Source organism: Pseudomonas sp. SWRI51, from assembly GCF_014268825.1.
Lineage (GTDB): Bacteria > Pseudomonadota > Gammaproteobacteria > Pseudomonadales > Pseudomonadaceae > Aquipseudomonas > Aquipseudomonas farsensis.
In genome coordinates, this window is sequence record NZ_JABWRG010000028.1 from 27,841 (window position 1) to 50,071 (window position 22,231).

Genomic DNA, 22,231 nt, shown 5'->3' on the forward strand with positions numbered 1-22,231 from the left:
GCCATGCAAACCAACCTGAGCGAACGTGCCAAGCAACTACCACGCGCAGACGAAGCCGAACGTATTCTCAGAAGCTGCGTGCACTGCGGGTTCTGCACGGCAACCTGCCCCACCTATCAATTGCTGGGCGACGAACTCGATGGCCCGCGTGGTCGGATCTACCTCATCAAGCAGGTGCTTGAGGGGCAAGAAGTCACCGCAAAGACCCAGCAACACCTTGATCGCTGCCTTAGTTGCCGCAATTGCGAAACCACCTGCCCCTCCGGCGTGCAGTACCACAACCTGCTGGACATAGGCCGGGCAGTGGTCGAACAGCAGGTGCCGCGCCCGCTTGGCGAGCGTGCATTGCGGCGCAGCTTGCGCATGGTCGTGCCGCGCCCTGTGCTGTTCAAGGCACTGATGACTGCGGGCATGGCACTGCGCCCACTGTTGCCGGAGTCATTGCAGGCAAAACTTCCCCGGCATGCCGTGGCCGCCAAGCCGCGCCCTGCCCGCCAGCACCAACGCCAGGTGCTCATGCTCGAAGGCTGCGTTCAGCCGGCCCTTGCGCCCAACACAAATGCGGCTACGGCTCGTGTGCTGGACAAGCTCGGCATCGGCGTGGTGCCCGCCCCTCAGGCCGGGTGTTGCGGGGCCGTTGACTATCACCTCAACGCTCAGGACAAAGGCCTTGAGCGGGCCCGGCGCAATATCGACGCCTGGTGGCCGGCGATCGAGGCCGGCGCAGAAGCAATCGTGCAGACCGCCAGCGGTTGCGGCGCGTTTGTCCGTGACTATGGCGATCTACTCAAAGACGACCCTGCCTACTGCGAAAAGGCGCAGCGGGTAACCGCACTGTCCAAAGACATTGTCGAGGTGCTGAGTGCAGAGCCCATCGAGCAACTGGGCGTTCAGGCAGATCGGCGGCTGGCCTTCCACTGCCCCTGCACGCTGCAGCACGCACTGAAGCTCAATGGTGCCGTGGAGGGCCTGCTCACCCGGTTCGGCTTCAGCCTCACCGCAGTGCCAGACAGCCACCTGTGCTGCGGCTCTGCGGGCACCTATTCCATTACTCAACCAGCACTCTCCCAACGCTTGCGCGACAACAAGCTCAACGCTCTGGAGAGCGGCAACCCCGACGTCATCGTAACCGCCAACATCGGCTGCCAGACCCATCTGGATGGCGCCGGCCGTACGCCGGTCCGGCACTGGATCGAACTGGTTGAAGAGGCACTTTCCTAGGAGATACCCATGCAACAGAAAGCCGTTCTGGAACACACCGATGTCGCGCGCGTACTCGCCGCCGCACGCGAAGAAGCCCACCGCAATGAGTGGAAAGTGACCGTGGCCATCGTCGATGACGGCGGGCACTTGCTGGCACTCGAACGACTGGATGGCTGCGCGCCCGTCGCAGCCTACATCGCCACCGAAAAAGCCCGCTCTTCCGCACTGGGCCGGCGCGACACCAAGGGCTACGAAGAAATGGTCAACGGTGGGCGTTTCGCGTTTGTCAGCGCCCCGCTGCTCACCTCTCTGGAAGGAGGGTTGCCGGTGCTGGTACAGGGGCAAGTGGTCGGCGCTGTTGGCGTATCAGGGGTCAAGGCTGAACAGGACGCGCAGGTTGCCGCCGCAGGCATCGCCGCACTTAACGCCTGACGCCGGGCAAGCCCAAAGTATCTGGAGAACTGACGTGACAAACCGTATCCCATGCCATCGGCTCCACGTAGCCGAAAACCTGAAACACTTCATCGAGCACGAGGTGTTGCCCGGTACTTCTATTTCGGCCGAGCAGTTCTGGGAAGGCCTGGACGCCCTGGTCCATGACCTGGCGCCGAAGAACCAGGCACTGCTTGCCGAACGCGAGCGCATTCAGACGCAGCTCGACGCCTGGCATCGCGCCAACCCCGGCCCGATCAACGACATGCAGGCCTACATCGAGTTCTTGAACGGCATCGGCTACCTCGTGCAACAACCTGCGCAGCTGCGAGTCGCCACGGCCAATGTCGACCACGAAATCACCTCCCAGGCAGGCCCGCAACTGGTCGTGCCGGTGAGCAATGCCCGCTACGCACTCAATGCCGCCAATGCGCGCTGGGGCTCGTTGTACGACGCGCTTTATGGCACCGATGCCATCAGTGAAGACGACGGCGCACAACGGCAAGGGAGCTACAACCCAGCCCGCGGCAACAAAGTCGTCGCCTATGCCCGCGCGTTTCTCGACCAGAGCTTCCCTCTCGAAGGGGCTTCCCACAGCGATGCGGTGGCCTATCAGGTGGCTGAAGGGGCGCTGAAAATCAGCCTGGCGAACGGCTCAAGCACCGGCCTGGTCAACCCCGAGAAGTTCGTGGGCCATCAAGGCGAGGCTGCAAGCCCGACAGCCATTGTGTTGAAGAACCATGGCCTGCATGTGGAAATGCAAATCGACCCGCAAAGCCAGATCGGCAAGACCGACAAGGCAGGTGTGAAAGACCTGATCATGGAGTCGGCGATCACTACCATCATGGATTGCGAGGACTCGGTGGCCGCCGTCGATGCTGACGACAAGGTGCTGGTGTACCGCAACTGGCTGGGCCTGATGAAGGGCGATCTGTCGGAAACGGTCAGCAAGCAAGGCACCTCGTTTACCCGCACGCTGAATGCCGACCGCACCTACCAAGGCCCGGCGGGCGCGCAAGTCACCCTGCCCGGCCGGTCGCTGTTGTTTGTACGTAACGTGGGCCACCTCATGACCAACCCGGCCATTCACTATGGGGCTGGCGAGGAGATCCCTGAGGGTATTCTGGACGCTGTGGTGACCTGCCTGGCAGCCCTGCATGACCTGCAGCGCAAGCGCAACTCGCGCACCGGCAGCATCTATATCGTCAAACCGAAGATGCATGGCCCACAGGAAGTCGCCTTCGCCAATGAACTGTTCGGCCGCGTCGAAGACCTGCTGGGGCTGGTGCGCTACACGGTCAAGATGGGCATCATGGATGAGGAGCGGCGCACCAGCGTCAACCTCAAAGCCTGCATCGAGCAAGCCGCCCATCGCGTGGTGTTCATCAACACCGGGTTCCTCGACCGCACCGGCGACGAGATGCACAGCACCCTGGAAGCGGGCGCCATGCTGCGCAAGGGCGATATGAAAAGCACCGCGTGGATTCAAGCGTATGAGCGCAACAATGTGCTGGTGGGGCTTGCCAGCGGGCTGCGCGGGCGGGCGCAGATTGGCAAAGGCATGTGGGCCATGCCGGACCTGATGGCCGCCATGCTGGAGCAGAAAATCGCCCACCCCAAAGCAGGGGCCAATACCGCGTGGGTGCCCTCACCCACCGCCGCCAGCCTGCATGCGCTGCACTACCATCAGGTGGATGTTCAACAGGTGCAAACCGCGTTGGAGGGTGTCGACCTGCAAAGCGAACGCGCAGGGCTATTACGCGACTTGCTGAGCGTGCCGGTGAGCCCGGACAGACAGTGGTCGGCGGCTGAGATTCAGTCTGAGCTCGATAACAACTGCCAGAGCATCCTGGGCTACGTTGTGCGCTGGGTCGAGCACGGGGTCGGCTGCTCCAAAGTGCCCGACATCCACAATGTGGGGTTGATGGAAGACCGTGCAACGCTGCGCATCTCCGCCCAGCACATTGCCAACTGGCTCCACCACGGCGTCGTCAGCAGTACTCAAGTGCAACACACCCTGGAGCGCATGGCGCAGGTCGTGGACCAGCAGAATCAACATGACCCCGCCTACCGGCCCATGGCAAAAGCCTTTGGCAGTTCCCAGGCATTCAGGGCCGCATGTGAGCTGATCTTCAAGGGCCGCGAGCAACCCAGTGGTTACACCGAGCCGCTGCTGCATGCCTGGCGCCTGCGATATAAAGCGGCCAGGTGATCGGCTGCCCGATAGAGCCCGCTTGAGCGGGCTCTATCGGGCGAACTCGGAACGACGCACTCTGAAACCCCTTTCAACGCCGGGTGATCAGCCCCTGGCGGGCGATACGGGTGAGCTGGCCGATCACTTCGGCAGCATCAGCCGCCGCTGGCGCCTGGATAACGGCCAGGTCAAAACGGTCGTTAGCGTACTGCGACAGCTGCGCGCAGGTTTCGAAGAACTGGATGAGGAATGCACGCGCCTGGCCCTTGCGACGGGAGAAACCATCGAGGTTGCGCAATAACGTGGGTTGATGCTGGCCGCCGAGCAAGACGCGCGGGGTACGGGAAGCCTGGTCTGCAGGCAATGGGGTCAAATAGACACTGGTACGTGGGCAACTCATGGAGTCTCTCCGCCTCGCTGATCCCGCCGGGCAGGTGAGAGGCGTCACCAAACCAGCGCTTTAGCGGTATTTCGGACGGCCCACCGGGGGGCCTGCCCTGCGCCCCGCAAGTAGCTGTTTAAATCGGCGCAAGGGTTATGCTAGAGGGCGACGCCAGAAGATACAAGCCTCAAGCCGCACGTTTATCGAAATCGACAAGGTGCAGCTTGAGGCCCAGGCGTTACAACGGTGTTTCAGCGGGCGAGCACACGGTCCAGCGACAACCGGCCAGCACCTTCGATCAGTACTGCCACGCTGCCGGCCAGCAACGCCAGGGCAAATTCATAGCCGTTGTTGGACATGAACAAGCCGTTACCGATGTGCACCGAGAAGATCGCCACCACCAAGGTCACCGACAGTGCCAGGGCTGCCGGGCGGACCAGCAAGCCCACCACCAGCGCCAGACCGCCGAAGAACTCGGCGCTGCCAGACAGCAGCGCCATCAGGTAGCCCGGCGCCAGGCCAATGCTTTCCATCCACTGCCCGGTGCCCTCAAGGCCGTAGCCGCCGAAAAGGCCGAACAGCTTTTGCGCGCCGTGGGCCATGAAGATGATGCCGACCAGAATGCGGACGACGCTAAGGCCATAGCCGGCGCGGGTGTTCAGCAGCGATTTGAGGGTGTTGTTCATGGTGATGCTTCCTTGTCAAAGCGGGGTGTTGGTTTGGATGAGCGCCATAATAATCAAACCAACGGATAAGAAAATCGCAAAAACCCTGTAGTAACTATCGATATAATCGATACTTCAGCGCTTGGCGACTCGCTCTAACGCAACACGCTCCCGGTTGAACGCAAGGAAATACTTGTTCACGCTGTTGACGAAACTCACCGGCCCCATGCCCACCTGCTCCATGGCTATACGCTCGGTCTGGAAAAACCACTGGTTACCGTTGAGCCCGCGCCGACGCGCCTCTGCGCGCATCGCCTGGACGCGCTCTGGCCCCAGGTTGTAGGCGGCCAGGGTGAAGGCCATGCGCTCGCGCTCGTTGATCTGTGGGCTGGCGAAGAACTTGCGCCTGATCAGCGCCAGGTAGCGCGCGCTGGCCTGTACGTTGCCGTCAACCGTACTGATATTGCTCACACCGACCCGCTGCGCGGCAGACGGGGTGATCTGCATCAGCCCATGGGCGCCGCCTGCGCCACGGGCTTTCGGGTCGAGGGTCGACTCCTTGAACGCAAGGGCTGCAAGGTTGAGCCAGTCGATCTGCTGCTCGCCGCCGTGTTTCTGCAGCACCGCGCGTACCGCCGCGAGGCGCTGGCGGTCCTGGCGGGCCAAGGGGTTGTGCACCCGGTACTGGCGGCGGTAGATGCGCTCGAAGGCCGCGTCCTGGTTGTCCGGCGCCCGGTAGGTCGCGAGGAAGCGGTCCACGGCCGCCTGCAATAACGGCGCGTCATTGCGCACGTACCAGCGCAGCGCCTGCGGCTGCGCCAACTGCACTTTGCTGTCCAGGCGCAGGCGCGGCATAACCCGCGCCCAGCGCTGGGCGATAGGCCGCTCGACCACCGTCAATGGGTAGATCCCCGCCTGGACCATCTCCAGCACATCTTCCACGGCAAGCGTCGGGTCGACCCACTCGACTTTGATCGGTGCACGCTTGCGCAATGCCAACTGCTGATTGATCACCTGGATTGCCGCACCCGCAGCACTGGCGCTGGTCAGCGCAATGGTGCGGCCAGACAACTGGTCGGCGCGGCTGTAGCTGCGTTCACCCTTGCGCCCCACCAGCAGCAGTGGCACCTGGTCCAGCACAGGCGCGCTGGCGTGGGCGCCCTGCACCAACGAAGGGTCGAGCAACTCGCCGGGCGCGGCCAGGTCGCCTTCGCCACGCAGCAGCGCCCCCAGCAACTGCTCCTTGGCACGCGGGATGATTTTCAGCGTGAGCTGCTGGCCGTCTGCAACCCGCGCATTAAGAGAATGCTCAAGGGCCCGCAGCCGGTAATACTCCACGCCCACCGGCTCCCCTTTGACCTCACCGGAGCTATTGCGGCTTTGATTGACCAGTACCCGCAGCACCTTGCGGGCGCGGATCTGCTGCAGGTCGCGGGCCTGGCTGGCAGCGACATGCTGTTGCGGACCGGGCTCGCGGGCATGCGCCGAGCCTGAAAACAGCCCGCCGACAACAGCGAGGCAGGCCAGTGTAAACAGCAGGGGTATAGCGAGGCGTGGGCGGTGGGAGTGCAGCATGCGCGGTGATCGTTCCGTGATGAATGACGGCAAATGGCTGCGGCAAACCGTTGAAGTTGCTCAATTTTCCGCGTTTTCGCGGTTTTTGCTATGCTGACCGCCCCGCGGCACGAGGTAGCACCATGCAACTGATCGATATCGGCGTCAACCTGACCAACAGCAGTTTCCACGACCAACAGGCAGCGGTGGTCGAACGCGCCGTGCAGGCGGGCGTGGTGCAGATGGTACTCACCGGCACCAGCCTGGATGTCAGCGAGCAGGCCCTGGAGCTTTGCCAGCAGCTCGATGCCGACGGCCAACGGCTGTTCAGCACCGCCGGGGTACACCCCCACGACGCCAGCCATTGGAACGGCGACAGCGAACGGCAACTGCGCCAACTGCTGGCACAGCCCAGGGTCAAGGCTGTGGGCGAATGCGGGCTGGACTTCAACCGCGACTTCTCCCCTCGCCCGCTTCAGGAAAAAGCACTTGAAGCGCAGTTGACGCTCGCCGCAGAACTGGGCCTGCCCGTGTTTCTGCATGAGCGCGACGCTAACGAACGCTTGCTGGCGATTGTAAAAGCCTTCCGCGACCATCTGCCGGCGGCCGTGGTGCATTGCTTCACCGGCGAGCGCGACGCGCTGTTTGCCTACCTCGACATGGACCTGCACATCGGCATCACCGGCTGGATCTGCGATGAGCGCCGCGGCACTCATCTGCACCCACTTGTGGGCAATATCCCACAAGGGCGGCTGATGCTCGAAAGCGACGCGCCGTATCTGCTGCCGCGCAGCCTGCGCCCCAAGCCTAAAAACGGGCGCAACGAGCCTGCCTACCTGCCCGAGGTGCTGCACGAAGTAGCCCGCCACCGCGGCGAAACCGCCGAACATCTGGCAGCCCATACCAGCGCCTGCGCCCGCGCGTTCTTTGGCCTGCCTGTGGTTTCTTGACGCATATCAACAAGGTGTTTATCGCAGGCAGGCACAATGATGGCACCTTGCCAATAATACGTTCGCCAACTCAGAGAAGACCTGCCATGGGTGCCTGGCTTAGCAATATCTCCCTCAAGTACAAATTCTGGGCCGTCAACGCAGTGGCCTTCGTTACCACCTTGCTGCTGGTGCTCTACGCCGTAAGCCTGGAGCAGCAGGCGCGTGCTACCGGCGCCCAGGCGCAGGCCCAGGCCCAGGCGCAACTGTTGGCTGCCTGGCCTGCCGGGCAACCGCTACCCGCCCAGCCCAACCTGATCACCTGGAACGCCGGGCAGAAGCCACCACTCGCAGGCCTGCCCGGCGACGCCCAAGGCTGGGTCGAGTTGCCGGCAGATTCCGTGCTGGGCGACAACCCGCTGATCGGCGCGCAGGTGCTGCGCGCGGGCGACCAACGCATTGCGCTGCTGGCCCACACGCCCAGCCTGAGCCAGGTCTTCGTTGACCGCTTCAGCAACTACGCGGTGTGCGTACTGATCCTGATGCTGGCCATGCTCGGCGCCTCGCAACTGTTGATCCGCTTCCTGCTCAGCCAGCTCAACACCCTCAAGGATGTGATGCTGCATGTGGAACGCACCGGCGACCTGTCGGCGCGAGTGCCGCTGGCCTGTGGCGATGAGGTGGGCCAGATGGCCGGCGCCTTCAACGCCATGCAGTCCACCTACCACCGCGTGGTCAGCACCGTCGCCCGCACCGCCGCGCAGCTCGACTCAGGTGCCGCGCGCCTGGCAGGCAGCATGGATGAAGTGCGCCACGGCATGATTGGCCAGCAGAGCGAAACCGACCAGGCTGCCACGGCGATCAACGAGATGACGGCCACCGTGCACCACATCGCCCAGCATGCCGGTGCCACCCGCGACCTCTCGCAGAGCGCCGACAACCTTGCCGGTAGTGGCCAGGCAGTGGTCAGCCGGGTGCAGGATTCGATTTCGGGGCTGTCCAGCGGCGTGCAACAAACCGCCGAAATGATTCGCCAACTGGCCGAAGACAGCCAGAAGATCAACAGCGTGGTCGGGGTCATCCACAGTATTGCCGAACAGACCAACCTGCTTGCCCTCAACGCTGCGATCGAAGCCGCCCGTGCGGGTGATCTGGGCCGTGGCTTTGCCGTGGTGGCCGATGAAGTGCGCAACCTGGCCAAGCGCGTGCAAACCTCCACCGACGAGATCACCACCATGGTCTCCGACCTGCAGGCCGGTACCCGCGATGCGGTGGACTTCATGCAGGAGAGCTCGTACAAGGCCGATGACTGCGTGCGCCAGGCCAAGGAAGCCGGTGAAGCGCTGCTCGAAATCACCAGTGCCGTTGCGCAGATGCGTGAAAGCAACACGCAGATCGCCGTGGCTGCCGAACAGCAAAGCCAGGTAGCGGAAGAGATGAACCGCGCGGTGGTGAGCATCCGCGACGTCACCGAGCAGACGGTGCAACAGACCGTCGGCTCGGCCACCACCAGCAGCGAACTGGCGACCTTGGCCGGCGAGCTGAACAAAGCGATCGGTCAGCTCAAGCTCTGAGCCGCAGCGGGCCCCTATGGTCACCATAGCCAGCATCGATTGGCCCTCCACGGGGGGCCGCACTAAGCTTTGGGCATGTCTGTGAGGAACTGTCCATGAGCAAACGACTGCCTAACTTGCCCGCCTGGCAATGGCGCGGCTACCACCACAACCACCGGCACCCGGCCAATCTGGTGCTGCACCTGATCGCCGTGCCGCTGTTCATCCTTGGCGCCCTGCTGGTGCTGTCGGGGCTGTTCGGCCTTGACCTTGTGCAGTTCGCCGTCGGCATCATCGCGCTGATTGCAGGCCTTGGTCTGCAACGCCAGGGGCACCGACTGGAAGCTGAGCAACCCGAGCCCTTCGCCAACCGAAAAGACGCCGTGCAGCGGCTGCTGACCGAGCAGTTCATTACCTTCCCCAGGTTTCTACTGAGCGGCAGCTGGTGGCGGGCTTGGCGCGAGCGCCACAAGCACCGGCACTGAAGGGCGGAGCTTCAGGCAAATACGGTAACGGTCTGGCGGCTCAGCGCTACCAACTCGCCGTCAGCGCTCCACAACGCCGCTGCGGCATGGCCGTAGCCGTCGCGCGCATGCTCGGTATCCACCACGTAACGGCACCAGTCCAGCGTCGACAACGGCGGCGCAGGCTGGATGAATTCGATGGTCCAGGTCAGCGTGCTGCCCGCTGCGGGCTGTTGCAGATGCGGCAACAGGCTCGGCGGCCAGGCGTCCACCAACGCCAGCACGTGGGCTGCCTGGAGTGGCTGTGCCGCGACATCGCGCAGCCTGACCCAACCGCCCATCTGCCGGGACGTGTTACCACTGAACGGCAAGCCGCCCAGCGCCCAGCGCAGCGCCACATGGCGCATGAACTCGGGCGTGACGCCCTTGATGTAGGGAAGCTCTGGCGCAGCCTGCTCCAGCGGCTTGAGGGGCGCGGCAGGCAGCGCATCGACGGCCACCAGCGACGGCCGGCCAACACCGAAACTGCCCTGCACCAAGGTGACTACCTGGCCGTTCTGCACCGCCCGGCCAAGCAACGTACTGACCGCCTTGCCCTCGCGCAACACCTCAACCTCAAGGCTGATCGGCACCTCGGGGGCAGCCGGGCCGACGAACGTGATGGCCAATGAGCGCACCGGGCGCTCGTCAGCAAGTTTCAGGCGCATGGCCTCGTGCAGCATTGCCGCCATCAGCCCACCGAACACCGCACGGCCTTGAGCCCAGTCGGCAGGTACGCTGATGGCGTGGGGCAGAGTGCGTGCTGCGCCAAGCAGTTCAGTGAAATTCATGGGGCTGGCTCCAACGGAGAAAGCCCCGATCTTACCCATCCACCTGCAAGCCCACACCCCGCATATCAGCCAATTGCAGGCCTATCGGCGCTCCAGCGCCTCGTGCAGCGCCTCAAGGGTGATATCAGACTTTCCCTCGGCCGCCGCCAGTTCCTGCTCCCACCCCAGCTTGCATTGCGCCAGGTCGCTGTGTTCGCGCACCTGTAGCAGCCATTGCCAGCGATCATGCCAGTCGCCCAGGTCGCTCTGCGCCTTCTTCAGCAGCCGCTGCAGCTTGTTGCCAGCGTGATCAAGTTGCGGGTACGCCTCATCGCCGTAGCGCACCCGCTTGATCAGCAGGCGCAGGCGATGCCGGTCATGGTCAGGGTCTTGCAGCGCGTCAGCGAGCTTCTTCCACTGTTTTTGCAGACGCTTGTCGATGCGCGCGCGCAGGTTCTCGACCAGGCCCTCACGCTCTGCTGCACGCAAAAACAGCGGGAAGGCATCGAGGATCAGCAGCACGCGCTTGAGTTGCTCACTGGAGGCCACGCCGACGAAGGTCGCCGCCCTGCCCTGTAGCCGCAGTTGGCCCGCTTGCAGGTGCCCGCGCCCGACCAGTTCGGCAGCGAGCACCTCACGGTCACGCAGTGGGGTGGTCAACGTACCCAAGGCCTTCGCTGCCTCCTCAAGCTGCTCTACACCGGGCAACCCGCGCAGTGGCCGCAGCAGGCTGCGCAAACGCCGCAGCGCAATGCGCAGGTCGTGCAATGCCTCGCTGTCGGTATTAGCCGCCAGCCGCTCGCGGCAAGCCAACAGGCGGACATGCAAGGTGAGCACCTGCGATACAACGTGATCGAGCATGGCAGCCATGCATCACTCCTCGGTCAACGCCCGGCGCGGGACTCACGGATATAGAAGCGCGCTTTCTCGGCCTTGGCGGTACAGCTTTCATAGCCCTCGAACTGCTGCTGGGTCTTGGCACCGGTGAGCAGCGACAAGGCCTTGGAGTAACTCACAGCGCCCGCAAAGCCTTCGGCCTTGGCAAGGTCCAGTTCCTTCCAGGCAGCATCAAGCTGGGTCGCGCAACTTTCGCGGTAGGCAGTCTTGCCAGCGCAGCCAGCCAAGGCCAGGGCAATCAGAGGAACGGCGATCCAGGCTTTCATTGGGGTAACCTCGAAGAAGGAAAACGGTATGGCCGTTCGACGATCAAACAGGCCAAAAGTGCCCTGCTCAGCGTAGCCCAGCGCGGGCGACATTGAAGCACAGGCGTCAATGGGTGCATTGTGGGCCATGGTTGCATAACCCTGGGGGAATCGTATGAGTAAACGTGTAGCACTGGTACTGGGGTCGGGCGGTGCCCGAGGGTATGCGCACATCGGTGTCATAGAAGAACTCGAACGACGCGGCTACGAAATTGCCTGTATCGCCGGCTGCTCCATGGGCGCCGTGGTGGGTGGCATCTATGCCGCCGGCAAACTGGACGAATACCGCAGCTGGATCGAAAGCCTGGACTACCTCGACGTATTGCGCCTGGTCGACGTCAGCTTCCGCCTGGGGGCGATCCGTGGCGACAAGGTTTTTGGACAAATCCGCAAGATTGTCGGCGAAATCAACATTGAGGAACTGCGCATTCCCTACACGGCGGTGGCAACCGACCTGACCAACCAACAGGAAATCTGGTTCCAGGAAGGCTGCCTGCACCAAGCCATGCGCGCCTCGGCGGCAATCCCCAGCCTGTTCACCCCGGTGGTTCAAGGTAACCGAATGCTGGTGGACGGCGGCATCCTCAACCCTTTGCCCATCGTGCCGGTGGTCTCCAGCCACTGCGACCTGATCATTGCGGTCAACCTCAACGCCACTAACCAGAAACAATACCAACTGCCGGTGATCGAGCGACCAGCGGCGTTCAAGATGCGCTTCGATTCGCTGATCAACTCCCTTGGCTCGCACCTGCCGTTTCGCCGCAAACCGGCGGAGCAACTGATGCGCCTGGACCAGGAAATCAGTGCGGAGGGCCTTATACCACCGAATCCATGGCTGGCCGAGGGCGCAGAACCCGAAAGCCAACAGCCTGCCGCAGCCCCCGAAAGCGGCGGCGCGCCAAAGTCGGCCACCGGCTCGTTCATCATCGACAACGTAGGCCCGGCATCACTGCTCGACCTGATCAACCAGAGCTTCGAGGTCATGCAGACCTCCCTCGCCCAGTACAAGATCGCCGGCTACCCACCCGATGTGCTGATCAACGTGCCCAAGCGAGTGTGCCGGTTCTTTGAGTTCTACAAAGCCCCGGAGCTGATCGCCTTGGGCCGGGAGATTGCCCGCGACACCCTCGATGCCCATGAGGGCGTGCGCCGCTAACGCGAGCGCAGAAAACCAGACAGGCCGCATAAGCGGCCTGTCTGGTTAGTGCTGTACCACTTAGTAGCGAGTGATATCGGCACTGCTTTCAAGTAGCTTGCGGTAGGCCGCGAAGTCCTGCGAGCCAGCACGCGATGCGAGGTAGCGGCGGATCTGCTGCTTCTCTTCATCGGTAGCGGCTGCGCCTTCGTTGACGCCCTTGAGCTGCACCACAACCAGGCTGCCATCGCCCAGAACCACGCTGCCATACACAGGCTTGTCCTTGGACTCAGGCTTGCCGAGGCGGAACACCGCTTGCAACTCGGCAGGGTCGATACCGTCCTGGCCGCGGGTGACCGCTTCCTGGACTTTCCAGTTTTGGCTGGAAGGCTTGACCGAGCCATCGCGCAGGCCGGCGATTAGCTTGTCGGCCTTGGCCTTGAGCTCGGTAGTCGCCTTCTCTTTGGCCAGGTGCTCGCTGATGTTCTTGGCCACTGCCTCCAGCGGCATCTGCTCAGGCTTGCGGTGTTCCTTGACGCGCAGCACGACCACGGTTTCCGGGTCCAGCTCGATGCCGTTGCTGTTGGCGCCCTCGTCCATCACTTCTTCGCTGAATGCCGCCTGCAGCACCGCACGGTTGGCGGTGATGCCTTCACCACCTTCACGGCCGAATGGCGCCGAGGTATGCACTTTCAAACCCAGGTCCTGAGCCGGCTGAGCCAGGTCAGACGCTTCGAACGCCGCATCTTCGAGCTGCTTGGTAGCCTCGACGAAACGCTGCTCGACCTGCTGGGTTTTCAGCTCATGGGTGAGTTTGTCCTTGAGGCTGGCGAAGCTTGGAACGTCAGGTGCTTCCACGCCCAGCAGTTTGATCAAGTGGTAGCCGTATTCGGTACGCACCGGGGCCGATACCTGGTCCTTGTTCAGCTTGTACAGCGCGTCTTCGAAGGCTGGGTCGTAGACACCTGGGCCGGCGAAGCCGAGGTCGCCGCCGGTGTTGGCAGAACCTGGGTCCTGGGAAAATTCCTTGGCCAGCTTGGCGAAGTCTTCACCCTTTTCAAGGCGCTGCTGCAACTCTTCGACACGGGCCTTGGCCTGAGCGTCGGTGGTTTTGTCGTTGACCTCGATCAGGATGTGCGCAGCACGGCGCTGCTCGCCGAGGTTGGCGATTTCCTTCTCGTACAGCGCCTTGAGTTCGTCGTCGTTGACCTTGACCTGGTCAAAGAAGGCCGCCTTCTTCAGCTCGATGTAGTCGATGACAACCTGGTCTGGGGTCATGAACTCTTTGGCGTGCTGGTCGTAGTGGGCCTTGACCTCCTCGTCCGTGACTTTCACCGCAGCCGGGTCGGCCTTGAAGGTCACGCTTGCGAAGTCGCGGGTCTGCTTCTCAAGGCGAGCGAATGCCTCGATCTGCTTGTCGGTCACGAAGCTGCTGCCAGCCAGGCCGGTGCGCAACTGGCCGATGAGCATTTCCTGGGCGAGCATCTCGCGGAACTGCATGCGGCCGTAGCCCATCTGGCGAATCACGGCATCGAAGCGCTCAGCGCTGAACTTGCCGTTGTCCTGGAACTCAGGCGTTTGCAGGATCAGTTGGTCCAGTGCGGCTTCGGAGAAGGCGAATTTGGCATCTTCAGCGCCCTGCAGCAGCAGTTTGCGATCGATCAGGCCTTTGAGCGCTGCTTCACGCAGGCGCTTTTCGTCCAGCAGAGCCGGGTCGAAGTCTTTGCCCAGCTGTTGCATCAGCTGGCGGCGCTGCATGTCGACAGCCTGGCTCAGCTCGTTCTGGCTGATGGTCTGGCCGTTGACCTTGGCGGCGTCCTGGCTATGGCTTGCGGCCTGGAAAATGGCTTCGAAGCCAGTCAGTGCCATCAGCACGACAATCAGGCCAATAATGGTCTTGGCAATCCAACCTTGTGAATTGTCCCGAATATTCTGCAGCATGCGTCCCCCAGAAACGGTTGTACCACTGCGTCGACAACCGCGGAGCGTGGGTAGAGTCCTGATAGAAAAAAGGCGCATCCAGTGGATGCGCCTTTTCGAAGCGAGCGTGCCAGCGGGGACGGTTGCGACCCGCAGTCACGCGGTCGGCCCAGGCAGCGCCCGGGCCGGCTGAAAGACGACTTAGTTGACGGCGTCTTTCAGGCCTTTACCAGCCTTGAAGCCCGGAACCTTGGCGGCAGCGATCTTGATCGCCTTGCCGGTTTGCGGGTTACGGCCGGTACGCTCAGCGCGTTCCTTGACCGAGAAAGTACCGAAGCCAACCAGGACTACATCGTCGCCTTTTTGCAGGGCGCCCTGAACGGATTCGATAACTGCGTCCAGCGCACGGCCGGCTACAGCTTTCGGGATGTCAGCGGATGCGGCGATAGCGTCAATCAGTTCCGACTTGTTCACTCTAAGTCCCCTTATATCTCTATTGAGTTTGTTTCTAAGTATGTAATGAAAAGCTTATGAAACGAGCGTCCGGTGGCCTGGTGACAATGGCGTGCCGCTTTATAGCAAGGCCCCGAAAAATCTGTCAACCAAAGCCCCCAAACGAAAACCTTACTAGTGCGTGCTAATTCTTTCCTTAGCATCGCCGTCGCGCTTCTCATCTTTGGCGACAATCTCAGGAGCCACATCTGGCAAGGGCTCCGGGGCGTATTGCAGCGCAATTTGGAGGACTTCGTCAATCCATTTGACCGGTTTGATCTGAAGATCCTGTTTGATGTTTTCCGGAATTTCCTTCAGATCGCGAACGTTCTCTTCAGGAATGATGACCGTCTTGATACCACCCCGGTGTGCTGCCAGGAGTTTTTCCTTGAGCCCGCCGATGGCCAATACCTGACCACGCAGGGTGATTTCACCGGTCATGGCAACGTCGGCACGGACTGGAATCTGGGTCAGGGCCGAGACCAGCGCGGTGCACATGCCGATACCTGCACTCGGGCCATCCTTGGGCGTCGCGCCTTCCGGCATATGGATGTGAACGTCGCGCTTTTCGTGCGAATCTGCTGGGATCCCCAGGCTTTTCGCACGGCTACGCACCACGGTCTGAGCGGCAGTAATCGACTCGACCATGACGTCACCAAGCGAGCCGGTCTTGATCAACTGGCCTTTGCCAGGGATCACCACCGCCTCGATAGTGAGCAGTTCGCCACCGACTTGAGTCCAGGCAAGCCCAGTAACCTGGCCAATCTGATCCTGCTGCTCGGCAAGGCCGTAACGGAACTTGCGCACGCCCAGCAGGTGCTCGAGCTGCTCGCCAGCAACCTTGACTTTCACCTGCTTCTGGCCGGTGTGTTCCTTGACCACCTTGCGGCAAACCTTGGCGATCTGGCGCTCAAGGCCACGCACGCCGGCTTCGCGGGTGTAGTAGCGAATGATGTCGCGAATCGCGGTGACATCGACCTCAAGCTCGTCCTTCTTCAGGCCGTTGGCCTTGATCTGCTTGGGCACCAGGTACTTGACCGCGATGTTGATCTTCTCGTCTTCGGTGTAGCCCGGCAGACGGATGATTTCCATGCGGTCGAGCAGCGCCGGCGGAATGTTCATCGAGTTGGAGGTGCACAGGAACATCACGTCCGAGAGGTCGTAGTCGACTTCCAGGTAGTGGTCGTTGAAGTTGTGGTTCTGCTCGGGGTCGAGCACTTCGAGCAACGCCGACGCCGGGTCGCCACGCATGTCGCTGCCCATCTTGTCGATTTCATCGAGCAGGAACAGCGGGTTGCGCACGCCCACCTTGGTCATTTTCTGGATCAAGCGGCCCGGCATGGAGCCGATGTAGGTGCGGCGGTGGCCACGAATCTCGGCCTCGTCGCGCACACCGCCCAGCGCCATACGCACGAACTTGCGGTTGGTGGCCGTGGCGATCGACTCGGCCAGCGAGGTTTTGCCCACGCCAGGCGGGCCAACCAGGCACAGCACCGGGCCACGGATCTTCTTCACGCGCTTCTGCACAGCGAGGTACTCAAGGATACGATCCTTGACCTCTTCAAGCCCATAGTGGTCGGCGTCGAGGATTTCTTCGGCCTTGGCCAGGTCCAGGCGTACCTTGCTCTGGGCTTTCCATGGCACCTGCACCAGCCAGTCGAGGTACGAACGCACGACGGTGGCTTCGGCTGACATCGGCGACATCTGCTTGAGCTTGTTCAGTTCGGCCTGGGCCTTGGTCAGCGCATCTTTAGGCAGGCCAGCAGCCTCGATGCGCTTTTTCAGCTCATCGATTTCGTTGTGGCCTTCGTCGCCATCGCCGAGCTCTTTCTGAATGGCCTTCATCTGCTCATTCAGGTAGTACTCGCGCTGGCTGCGCTCCATCTGCTTTTTAACGCGGCCACGGATGCGTTTTTCTACCTGCAGCAGGTCGATTTCGGCATCCAGCAGGGCCAGCACGTGCTCGACGCGAGCCTGCAGGTCGACGATCTCGAGGATTTCCTGCTTCTGCTCGATCTTCAGCGCCATGTGCGCGGCCATGGTATCGACCAGGCGGCCTGGCTCTTCGATGCTGTTCAGCGAAGACAGCACTTCGGCAGGGACTTTTTTGCCCAGCTGGACGTACTGCTCGAACTGCGACAGCAGCGTGCGTACGAACACCTCGGACTCGCGCTCAGCGACATCGACTTCATCGATCAGGCTGACTTGGGCGCGAATGTGGCCTTCGATTTCGGTAAAGCGCTCGACCGCACCGCGCTGCTCGCCTTCGACCAGCACCTTGACGGTGCCATCGGGCAATTTGAGCAGCTGCAGCACAGTGGCGATGGTGCCGACACGGTACAGGGCATCTTCGCCTGGATCGTCGTCAGCGGGGTTCTTCTGGGCCAGCAGGAGGATCTGCTTCTCGCCCGTCATCGCGGCTTCTAGGGCTTCGATAGACTTCTCACGCCCCACGAACAGTGGGATGACCATGTGCGGATAGACGACAACGTCGCGCAATGGCAAAAGAGGCAAGTCGAGGGTGGTCTTCATGATTTCGCCTCTACAACGGCCTGGCGGCCGGAATCCTGTGGAAATGGTGCTTGAGGGCTAATGTGGGGGCAGCCCTTTGAAATTACAAGCGCCGTGGCCATGAAATGCAAAAAGGGACCCGAAGGCCCCTTTCTGACTGGCTACCCCTGCCCGATCAGGCGTCGGGGGCGGCCTTGGCTTGCGGCTCGCTGTTCTCGTAGATCAACAGCGGCTGCGAGGTGCCCTCAATGACGCTCTCGTCAATGACCACCTTGCTGACTTCCTTCTGCGAAGGAATTTCGTACATGGTGTCGAGCAATACACCCTCGAGGATGGAACGCAGGCCACGGGCGCCGGTTTTGCGCTCCAGGGCTTTGCGAGCAACGGCCTTGAGCGCATCAGTGCGGAACTCAAGGTCGACGCTTTCCATCTCGAACAGTTTGGCATACTGCTTGGTCAGGGCGTTTTTCGGCTCGGTGAGGATCTGCATCAGCGCAGCCTCATCGAGCTCATCGAGGGTTGCCAGCACCGGCAGACGACCGACGAACTCGGGGATCAGGCCAAACTTGACCAGATCGTCCGGCTCGACTTCGCGCAGCGATTCGCCAACCTTCTTGCCTTCTTCCTTGCTGCGCACTTCGGCACCGAAACCGATACCACCACGGGTGGAGCGGTTCTGGATGACCTTTTCGAGGCCGGAGAAAGCGCCACCGCAGATGAACAGAATATTGCGGGTATCAACCTGCAGGAATTCCTGTTGCGGGTGCTTGCGACCGCCCTGGGGCGGCACGGAAGCCACGGTGCCTTCGATCAGCTTCAACAGCGCCTGCTGCACGCCTTCACCCGAAACATCACGGGTAATCGACGGGTTGTCCGACTTGCGCGAAATCTTGTCGATTTCATCGATGTAGACAATGCCCATCTGGGCCTTCTCCACGTCGTAGTCGCACTTCTGCAGCAGCTTCTGAATGATGTTCTCGACGTCCTCACCCACGTAACCGGCTTCGGTCAGGGTGGTGGCGTCGGCGATGGTGAACGGAACGTTCAACAGGCGTGCAAGGGTTTCGGCGAGCAGGGTCTTACCCGAGCCAGTAGGCCCGATCAGCAGGATGTTGCTCTTGCCGAGTTCGACCTCATCGCCCTTCTTGTCACGCTGATTGAGGCGCTTGTAGTGGTTGTACACCGCTACGGCAAGCACCTTTTTCGCGCGTTCCTGACCAATGACGTACTGGTCCAGGATTGTGCTGATTTCTTTCGGCGAAGGTAGCTTATGCGCGCTGCTCTCGGCCTGGGCTTCCTGCACCTCCTCACGGATGATGTCGTTGCACAGGTCGACGCACTCGTCGCAGATAAATACCGAGGGGCCGGCAATCAACTTGCGCACTTCGTGCTGGCTTTTGCCGCAGAAGGAGCAATAGAGCAATTTGCCGCTGTCCTCGCCGTTACGGGTGTCAGTCATTCGATCGATCCAATCCGGTAGGCTTGAAACACAAGATGAAGGCAATCGCGGGCTTTTTCAAGGCCCGCGGGCAGGCGCGTCATGCACCCGCCCGCTCTGGCGTATTGCTTCAGGATGCCAGTTGCCGCTTGTCGTAAACCGAGTCGATCAGGCCGTACTCGGCCGCGCGCTTGGCGCTCATGAAATTGTCACGCTCGGTGTCGCGCTTGATGGTTTCCAGATCCTGGCCGGTATGGTGGGCCAGCAGCTCGTTCAGGCGCGCCTTGATGTTGAGGATTTCCTGGGCGTGGATCTCGATATCGGTCGCCTGGCCCTGGAAGCCGCCCAACGGCTGGTGAATCATCACCCGCGAGTTCGGCAGGCAGTGACGCTTGCCGGCAGCACCGGCCGCCAACAGGAAGGCGCCCATGCTGCACGCCTGACCAATACAGATGGTCGAGACGTCCGGTTTGATGAACTGCATGGTGTCGTAGATCGACATACCAGCGGTCACCGAGCCACCCGGGGAGTTGATGTAAAGATGGATATCCTTATCCGGGTTTTCCGCCTCGAGGAACAGCATCTGCGCCACCACCAGGTTGGCCATGTAGTCTTCTACCGGGCCAACCAGGAAAATCACGCGCTCCTTGAGGAGGCGAGAATAGATGTCGTAGGCACGTTCGCCACGGGCGGACTGCTCGATAACCATCGGGACCAGGCCGCCTGCGGCCTGGATGTCAGAGCTCTGCTGAATATAAGAATTGCGGGACATGTCCTGCGCTCACTCCCAAATAGTCATGGCTTGAATACGCACAAGCCAGCGCGAAGGCTGGCTTGTGGAGGTTTCTTACGAGAGAAGCCAGTTACTCAGCGGCAGGAGCCTGTGCTGGTTTGACTGCTTCTTCGTACGAAACCGACTTGTCTGTCACAGTCGCTTTCTGCAGAACAGTATCTACAACTTGTTCTTCCAGTACAACCGAACGGACTTCGTTCATTTGCTGGTCGTTCTTGTAGTACCAGGCGATGACCTGCTCTGGCTCTTGGTAAGCCGAAGCCATTTCTTCGATCACCTTGCGAACTTCAGCCTCGTCAGGCTTCAGGTCGAACTGCTTGACCACTTCAGCGACGACCAGGCCCAGCACGACGCGGCGCTTGGCTTGCTCTTCGAACAGCTCGACCGGCAGTTGATCAGGCTTGATGTTGCCACCGAACTGCTGAACCGCCTGAACGCGCAGACGGTTGACTTCGTTTTCCAGCAGCGCTTTCGGCACTTCGATCGGGTTGGCGGCCAGCAGACCGTCCATTACCTGGTTCTTGACCTTGGCCTTGATGGCCTGGCGCAGCTCGCGCTCCATGTTCTTGCGAACTTCGGCGCGGAAGCCTTCCAGCGTGGTTTCCTTGATGCCGAACTGAGCGAAGAACTCTTCGTTCAGCTCAGGCAGCACAGGGGCCGAAACGCTGTTGACGGTGATGGTGAACTCGGCGGCTTTGCCAGCCAGGTCGAGGTTCTGGTAGTCCTCAGGGAAGGCCACGTTGACAACGCGCTCTTCACCGGCTTTGGCGCCAACCAGGCCATCTTCGAAGCCAGGGATCATGCGGCCGGAACCCAGAACCAGCTGGGTGCCCTTGGCCGAACCGCCAGCGAAGGCTTCACCGTCGACCTTGCCGACGAAATCGATGTTGACCTGGTCGTCGTTCTGCGCGGCGCGCTCGACGGCTTCGAAACGGGTGTTCTGCTTGCGCAGCACTTCGAGCATGTTGTCAAGGTCAGCATCAGCCACTTCGGCGCTCAGGCGCTCGACGGCGATCGACTCGAAACCAGCAACGGTGAACTCCGGGAACACTTCGAAGATGGCAACGAACTCAAGGTCGCCGCCTTTTTCGAACGATTTTGGCTCAACGGCAGGAGCGCCAGCCGGGTTCAGCTTCTGCTCGACGATGGCTTCGTAGAAGGACGATTGAACCAGGTCACCGAACACTTCCTGACGGGCATCAGCTTCGAAGCGCTGACGGATAACGCTCATTGGCACCTTGCCCGGACGGAAACCGGCAACCTTGGCGCGCTTGGCAGTCTGCTGCAGACGCTTGTTGACTTCGTTCTCGACGCGCTCGGCCGGAACGGCGATGGTCATGCGGCGCTCAAGAGCGGAAGTGTTTTCAACAGAAACTTGCATGGATATTCCTCGTTGCACAGACGTTAGCCGGCGATAGCCCGACTCCAGAATCAAGGGCGAGCATTCTAGTGACTCACGCACCAGAAGTCACCCCACCCGGATGGTCATCGAACTACGCCGGTCGTTTTCCCTGAAAGGCCCGCGCCCTGCGGCGTCGAGCCTGCTCGAACAGTGGCCGCGCGGCCGCGTGAATGCCCCACGGTTGTAAAACCTTGTCAAACAAACGACAGCTAGCGGGGATATGGGATTATTTTCAGCGATTTCAAGGGGAATCGCCGAGGGAATCGCATAAATGGCTGCGCAGGTGCAGCGACAACCCTGCGCCACACCCCTTACTCCGGTTCAATCTCATTGAACTGGCAGTATTCTTCCCACGCCAGCCCCAACGCTTCAGCCACTTCGCGATGGGTTTCCAGGCGCATGGCCTGCAACTGCTCCGGCGACTCGGCAATCAACTGCAGCGCATATTCCCAAGGCTGCAGGCCCTGCCCCTCGGCAGCATCCTGGAACGCCCACTCGATCTGCTGGGCTTGCTCGCGGGCGTCCAGCTCGCGGATCTCCTCGAGCATCTGCGGGTTCTGCTCAGCGAAACGCTGCAGCGCCAGTGCCTGGCGCGCTTCTTTTGCAATCATCAACAGTTATCCTCTGCCAACCTGAACAGCCAGACATTCAACCGCCTGAAATCTATCAGCTTTCATCGAGCCGCAACCAGAGGGCGACGACAGCCGGGACGCCCAGCACATTAATAACGGACAAAAACAAAAAATGCCGCTAGCAGCGGCATTTTCGCAACACAGAAAAAACAAAGGCGCCCGACCATACGGTCAAGGCGCCTTCGAAAATATGGGGTGGACGATGGGAATCGAACCCACGACAACTGGAATCACAATCCAGCGCTCTACCAACTGAGCTACGCCCACCAGAGTGCGGTGCTACGTTTACAACCTTACAGAAACATGGTGCGGACGAAGAGACTCGAACTCTTACAGCTTGCGCCGCTGGAACCTAAATCCAGTGTGTCTACCAATTTCACCACGTCCGCATAACACTTAAAATAAAGGCGCCAGATCGTTCAATCGAGGCGCCTCTGCAAAATCTGGGGTGGACGATGGGAATCGAACCCACGACAACTGGAATCACAATCCAGCGCTCTACCAACTGAGCTACGCCCACC

General features: G+C 61.3%; 20 protein-coding genes and 3 tRNA genes. 7 read left to right on the plus strand and 16 right to left on the minus strand.

The annotated features are described in order from the left end of the window. Positions 1-3 precede the first annotated feature (3 nt). The 3 genes from glcF to HU720_RS11340 are packed head-to-tail and all read left to right on the plus strand — an operon-like array spanning position 4 to position 3,847. Entirely contained in the window at positions 4-1,221 is a 1,218-nt protein-coding gene (gene glcF, locus HU720_RS11330) for a glycolate oxidase subunit GlcF (RefSeq protein WP_186520016.1), read from the plus strand. A gap of 9 nt (positions 1,222-1,230) precedes the next feature. Beyond that, on the plus strand, positions 1,231-1,635 hold the full coding sequence (locus HU720_RS11335; protein ID WP_186520017.1) for a heme-binding protein: 405 nt from the start codon (positions 1,231-1,233) through the stop codon (positions 1,633-1,635). A gap of 34 nt (positions 1,636-1,669) precedes the next feature. Then, positions 1,670-3,847: a malate synthase G gene (locus tag HU720_RS11340; protein ID WP_186520018.1), complete on the plus strand. Its 2,178-nt coding sequence runs from the start codon at positions 1,670-1,672 to the stop codon at positions 3,845-3,847. A 73-nt stretch (positions 3,848-3,920) separates the two neighbouring features. On the opposite strand, the gene HU720_RS11345 is transcribed toward HU720_RS11340, so the two are convergent. The 3 genes from HU720_RS11345 to HU720_RS11355 form a co-directional block, all read right to left on the minus strand. Continuing rightward, positions 3,921-4,229, minus strand: a complete 309-nt coding sequence (locus tag HU720_RS11345) for a hypothetical protein (protein ID WP_186520019.1) — start codon at positions 4,227-4,229, stop codon at positions 3,921-3,923. Between the two features lie 233 nt (positions 4,230-4,462). Beyond that, positions 4,463-4,897 carry a DoxX family protein gene (locus tag HU720_RS11350; RefSeq protein WP_186520020.1) on the minus strand — a complete coding sequence of 145 codons (435 nt, stop codon included), beginning with the start codon at positions 4,895-4,897 and terminating at the stop codon, positions 4,463-4,465. Between the two features lie 114 nt (positions 4,898-5,011). After that, positions 5,012-6,451, minus strand: a complete 1,440-nt coding sequence (locus HU720_RS11355) for a transglycosylase SLT domain-containing protein (protein ID WP_186520021.1) — start codon at positions 6,449-6,451, stop codon at positions 5,012-5,014. Between the two features lie 122 nt (positions 6,452-6,573). Here HU720_RS11355 and HU720_RS11360 point away from each other — a divergent pair, with 122 nt between their 5' ends. From HU720_RS11360 to HU720_RS11370, 3 genes are all read left to right on the plus strand, one after another. Further along, positions 6,574-7,380, plus strand: coding sequence for a TatD family hydrolase (locus tag HU720_RS11360; protein ID WP_186520022.1), 807 nt, complete (start codon positions 6,574-6,576; stop codon positions 7,378-7,380). A gap of 86 nt (positions 7,381-7,466) precedes the next feature. Next, complete coding sequence (locus HU720_RS11365; RefSeq protein ID WP_186520023.1) at positions 7,467-8,933, plus strand: methyl-accepting chemotaxis protein; 1,467 nt, start codon at positions 7,467-7,469, stop codon at positions 8,931-8,933. A gap of 95 nt (positions 8,934-9,028) precedes the next feature. After that, a complete protein-coding gene (locus HU720_RS11370) occupies positions 9,029-9,397 on the plus strand; it encodes an Mpo1-like protein (protein WP_186520024.1) in 369 nt (122 codons plus the stop codon). 11 nt (positions 9,398-9,408) lie between these two features. Here HU720_RS11370 and HU720_RS11375 read toward each other — a convergent pair whose 3' ends face one another. The 3 genes from HU720_RS11375 to HU720_RS11385 all read right to left on the minus strand — a co-directional run bounded on the left by HU720_RS11375 (position 9,409) and on the right by HU720_RS11385 (position 11,348). After that, positions 9,409-10,206, minus strand: coding sequence for a thioesterase family protein (locus tag HU720_RS11375; RefSeq protein WP_186520025.1), 798 nt, complete (start codon positions 10,204-10,206; stop codon positions 9,409-9,411). Positions 10,207-10,287: 81 nt separating this feature from the next. Further along, positions 10,288-11,055, minus strand: coding sequence for a CHAD domain-containing protein (locus HU720_RS11380; protein WP_186520026.1), 768 nt, complete (start codon positions 11,053-11,055; stop codon positions 10,288-10,290). A 14-nt stretch (positions 11,056-11,069) separates the two neighbouring features. Beyond that, positions 11,070-11,348, minus strand: coding sequence for a hypothetical protein (locus HU720_RS11385; protein ID WP_186520027.1), 279 nt, complete (start codon positions 11,346-11,348; stop codon positions 11,070-11,072). 154 nt (positions 11,349-11,502) lie between these two features. On the opposite strand from HU720_RS11385, the gene HU720_RS11390 reads away from it, so the two are divergent. Then, the gene (locus HU720_RS11390) at positions 11,503-12,543 is read left to right on the plus strand and encodes a patatin-like phospholipase family protein (protein WP_186520028.1); all 1,041 of its coding nucleotides are present in this window, start codon (positions 11,503-11,505) and stop codon (positions 12,541-12,543) included. Positions 12,544-12,603: 60 nt separating this feature from the next. On the opposite strand, the gene HU720_RS11395 is transcribed toward HU720_RS11390, so the two are convergent. The 10 genes from HU720_RS11395 to HU720_RS11440 all read right to left on the minus strand — a co-directional run bounded on the left by HU720_RS11395 (position 12,604) and on the right by HU720_RS11440 (position 22,230). Then, positions 12,604-14,463 carry a SurA N-terminal domain-containing protein gene (locus HU720_RS11395; RefSeq protein ID WP_186520029.1) on the minus strand — a complete coding sequence of 620 codons (1,860 nt, stop codon included), beginning with the start codon at positions 14,461-14,463 and terminating at the stop codon, positions 12,604-12,606. A 180-nt stretch (positions 14,464-14,643) separates the two neighbouring features. Beyond that, complete coding sequence (locus HU720_RS11400) at positions 14,644-14,916, minus strand: HU family DNA-binding protein (protein ID WP_186520030.1); 273 nt, start codon at positions 14,914-14,916, stop codon at positions 14,644-14,646. Between the two features lie 153 nt (positions 14,917-15,069). Further along, the gene (gene lon, locus HU720_RS11405; protein WP_186520031.1) at positions 15,070-17,466 is read right to left on the minus strand and encodes an endopeptidase La; all 2,397 of its coding nucleotides are present in this window, start codon (positions 17,464-17,466) and stop codon (positions 15,070-15,072) included. A 154-nt stretch (positions 17,467-17,620) separates the two neighbouring features. Continuing rightward, positions 17,621-18,904: an ATP-dependent Clp protease ATP-binding subunit ClpX gene (gene clpX, locus HU720_RS11410; RefSeq protein WP_186520032.1), complete on the minus strand. Its 1,284-nt coding sequence runs from the start codon at positions 18,902-18,904 to the stop codon at positions 17,621-17,623. A gap of 109 nt (positions 18,905-19,013) precedes the next feature. Beyond that, a complete protein-coding gene (gene clpP / locus HU720_RS11415) occupies positions 19,014-19,655 on the minus strand; it encodes an ATP-dependent Clp endopeptidase proteolytic subunit ClpP (protein WP_186520033.1) in 642 nt (213 codons plus the stop codon). 91 nt (positions 19,656-19,746) lie between these two features. Continuing rightward, a complete protein-coding gene (gene tig / locus HU720_RS11420) occupies positions 19,747-21,057 on the minus strand; it encodes a trigger factor (RefSeq protein ID WP_186520034.1) in 1,311 nt (436 codons plus the stop codon). 332 nt (positions 21,058-21,389) lie between these two features. Beyond that, positions 21,390-21,689, minus strand: coding sequence for a DUF6388 family protein (locus HU720_RS11425; protein ID WP_186520035.1), 300 nt, complete (start codon positions 21,687-21,689; stop codon positions 21,390-21,392). A gap of 212 nt (positions 21,690-21,901) precedes the next feature. Then, positions 21,902-21,977, minus strand: a tRNA-His gene (locus tag HU720_RS11430). A gap of 37 nt (positions 21,978-22,014) precedes the next feature. Beyond that, positions 22,015-22,099: transfer RNA gene (locus HU720_RS11435), tRNA-Leu, on the minus strand. Positions 22,100-22,154: 55 nt separating this feature from the next. Further along, positions 22,155-22,230: transfer RNA gene (locus HU720_RS11440), tRNA-His, on the minus strand. Between the last annotated feature and the right edge of the window lies 1 nt (position 22,231).

What these genes read in the sequence shown, in the direction of transcription:
- lon (WP_186520031.1), bottom strand. Translation starts at nt 17,466, where the DNA reads ATGAAGACCACCCTCGACTTGCCTCTTTTGCCATTGCGCGACGTTGTC.
- HU720_RS11425 (WP_186520035.1), bottom strand. Translation starts at nt 21,689, where the DNA reads ATGATTGCAAAAGAAGCGCGCCAGGCACTGGCGCTGCAGCGTTTCGCT.
- clpX (WP_186520032.1), bottom strand. Translation starts at nt 18,904, where the DNA reads ATGACTGACACCCGTAACGGCGAGGACAGCGGCAAATTGCTCTATTGC.
- HU720_RS11355 (WP_186520021.1), bottom strand. Translation starts at nt 6,451, where the DNA reads ATGCTGCACTCCCACCGCCCACGCCTCGCTATACCCCTGCTGTTTACA.
- HU720_RS11360 (WP_186520022.1), top strand. Translation starts at nt 6,574, where the DNA reads ATGCAACTGATCGATATCGGCGTCAACCTGACCAACAGCAGTTTCCAC.
- HU720_RS11365 (WP_186520023.1), top strand. Translation starts at nt 7,467, where the DNA reads ATGGGTGCCTGGCTTAGCAATATCTCCCTCAAGTACAAATTCTGGGCC.
- clpP (WP_186520033.1), bottom strand. Translation starts at nt 19,655, where the DNA reads ATGTCCCGCAATTCTTATATTCAGCAGAGCTCTGACATCCAGGCCGCA.
- HU720_RS11395 (WP_186520029.1), bottom strand. Translation starts at nt 14,463, where the DNA reads ATGCTGCAGAATATTCGGGACAATTCACAAGGTTGGATTGCCAAGACC.
- HU720_RS11375 (WP_186520025.1), bottom strand. Translation starts at nt 10,206, where the DNA reads ATGAATTTCACTGAACTGCTTGGCGCAGCACGCACTCTGCCCCACGCC.
- HU720_RS11390 (WP_186520028.1), top strand. Translation starts at nt 11,503, where the DNA reads ATGAGTAAACGTGTAGCACTGGTACTGGGGTCGGGCGGTGCCCGAGGG.
- HU720_RS11350 (WP_186520020.1), bottom strand. Translation starts at nt 4,897, where the DNA reads ATGAACAACACCCTCAAATCGCTGCTGAACACCCGCGCCGGCTATGGC.
- HU720_RS11345 (WP_186520019.1), bottom strand. Translation starts at nt 4,229, where the DNA reads ATGAGTTGCCCACGTACCAGTGTCTATTTGACCCCATTGCCTGCAGAC.
- glcF (WP_186520016.1), top strand. Translation starts at nt 4, where the DNA reads ATGCAAACCAACCTGAGCGAACGTGCCAAGCAACTACCACGCGCAGAC.
- HU720_RS11370 (WP_186520024.1), top strand. Translation starts at nt 9,029, where the DNA reads ATGAGCAAACGACTGCCTAACTTGCCCGCCTGGCAATGGCGCGGCTAC.
- HU720_RS11335 (WP_186520017.1), top strand. Translation starts at nt 1,231, where the DNA reads ATGCAACAGAAAGCCGTTCTGGAACACACCGATGTCGCGCGCGTACTC.
- HU720_RS11380 (WP_186520026.1), bottom strand. Translation starts at nt 11,055, where the DNA reads ATGGCTGCCATGCTCGATCACGTTGTATCGCAGGTGCTCACCTTGCAT.
- HU720_RS11385 (WP_186520027.1), bottom strand. Translation starts at nt 11,348, where the DNA reads ATGAAAGCCTGGATCGCCGTTCCTCTGATTGCCCTGGCCTTGGCTGGC.
- tig (WP_186520034.1), bottom strand. Translation starts at nt 21,057, where the DNA reads ATGCAAGTTTCTGTTGAAAACACTTCCGCTCTTGAGCGCCGCATGACC.